Genomic DNA, 1,919 nt, shown 5'->3' on the forward strand with positions numbered 1-1,919 from the left:
AAATCGAGTAGGAAGATAGGGATTAATTCCCTATCTGTCCTCTCACACCACTCAGCGTACGGATCCGTACTGAGCGGTTCCCTAATTTATGTTCTAACTTTAGAATAATAATCCAGCAGAAAAGGGTAGCCAGCCTGTCTCAGTCTGTGCGTGGTGATGGTCCTTGTGAGGATAAAGCTGTTGGCGATATGCCAGTGACTTTTCCTCGTGTTGGCATATTCCCACGCTTTCCACTTGTTCAGGCCAAGCTTGATAAGCATCTTTCCTTTCGTGCGGATGCGTTTCCATTGTTTCCAGATACACATCCTTAGACGTCGACGGTACCAGCGATCTATCTTTCTCAGTAGGCTTTTCATATCTGCCATTTTAAAGTAGTTCACCCAACCTCTAACGTAGTGGTTGAGTGATTCCTTTCTTTGGTCTTCGCCCCATCCATTGCTCCTTGATGTGAGCTGTTTTAACCGCTGTTTCATCTTTCGGATACTTGTTGGATGGGCTCGGAGTCTACCTTTTCCGAGACCTCGGTAGAAGGTATGTCCAAGGAATTTGACTTTAGAGACGTGAGAAACATTTGTTTTCTCTCTATTTACTTTCAAGAATAACTTATCCTCGATAAAAGGAATAATATTCCTTAGCGTTCGCTCCGCGCTCCTCCTACTCTTACAAAGTATGAGACTGTCATCTGCATATCGGACGAAGCGGTGCCCCCTTCTTTGGAGTTCCTTGTCCAACTCATTTAACATTATATTGCTCAACAGTGGACTTAGTGGTCCTCCCTGAGGAACCCCCAGTTCGGTTTCTTCAAACTTATTCCCGATCATTACTCCAGTCCTAAGATACTTGTGAATGAGCGAGATTACCCGCCCATCCTTTATTGTTCTTGACAAGATCTCCACAAGTCTACTGTGGCTTACCTTGTCGAAGAACTCCTGCAGGTCCATATCGACAGCATAGATGTGGCCATCGCTGATATAATCCCTGCATTTCTTAAGTGCCTGATGAGCATTTCTACCGGGTCTAAAGCCGTAACTGTAGGCAGAGAATTGCTTCTCGTAAATAGGAGAGAGTACCTGAGTAATAGCTTGTTGGATTACCTTGTCTACCACTGTGGGCAAACCAAGCAATCGCTTCTTACCATTCTCTTTGGGTATTGTTACCCGTCGTACTGGTTTAGGACGATATTTTCCGTCCCTTATGGATTGTAATAGCTCAACCCTGTTTTCTACAAGATAGTCCTGTAAATGTTCGATTCCCATCTTGTCTACTCCTCCTTTTCCTTTGTTGCTCCGAACCTTTTTGTAAGCACGGTTCAGGTTGGAAGGGGACAGGATCTGTTCTAATAATCCATCTTCTAAAGTAGTAACATCAGTAAGGTTGTTTTCAGTTATCCTCATAAAGGTCTGCCCTGCTGCATAACTGTCGGGTTCCGCCCTATCCTTTTGCAGCCAGGTATCTTTCGATATTTTCTGCATTCTTCCCTTCATAAGGTAACAATCATTGACTTCTTACTTCTTAAGGTTCAGTCCTTCCCCAATTGTGAGACCTGTGCAGTTTATGCACCTCGTTGACTTTGGGTACTACGACGTCAGCTGACCTCTCACAGTAAATCTTGTTTCAACCATAGGTTCATACGCTGTTTCGCCTATGTCTGTGAGATCTCCCGCGGTAAGACGTATCACTTTCATTCCATATATCCGCATCATTTACACCCTGATCTCCGTATAGCTTTAGGATTTCGCTTTGTAGTGCAAGCTCATCCAGATCAGATATGCCTCATATGATGTTCGTGTTCCTCGGACCGGAACTTTGCCGCCGGCTTCCTTCAGATTCCACCTCGCGGTGGACACCCTTGCCTTTGGCTAATGATAGGTAGCTATAAACCCTCATAACGGACTTGCACCGTCAAGTGATACGCCATG

The 1,919-nt window shown here is 44.8% G+C and carries 1 protein-coding gene; it reads right to left on the reverse strand.

What is annotated here, in order from left to right:
• Nucleotides 1-86: 86 nt before the first annotated feature.
• Nucleotides 87-1,484, reverse strand: a complete 1,398-nt coding sequence (gene ltrA, locus BM084_RS18960; RefSeq protein ID WP_093306700.1) for a group II intron reverse transcriptase/maturase — start codon at nucleotides 1,482-1,484, stop codon at nucleotides 87-89.
• Between the last annotated feature and the right edge of the window lie 435 nt (nucleotides 1,485-1,919).

Source organism: Salegentibacter agarivorans (assembly GCF_900113135.1).
In the GTDB taxonomy this organism is placed as follows: Bacteria; Bacteroidota; Bacteroidia; order Flavobacteriales; family Flavobacteriaceae; genus Salegentibacter; species Salegentibacter agarivorans.

Excerpts from the sequence above, each read along its gene's own strand:
- ltrA (WP_093306700.1), bottom strand. The coding sequence starts at position 1,484 with ATGAAGGGAAGAATGCAGAAAATATCGAAAGATACCTGGCTGCAAAAG.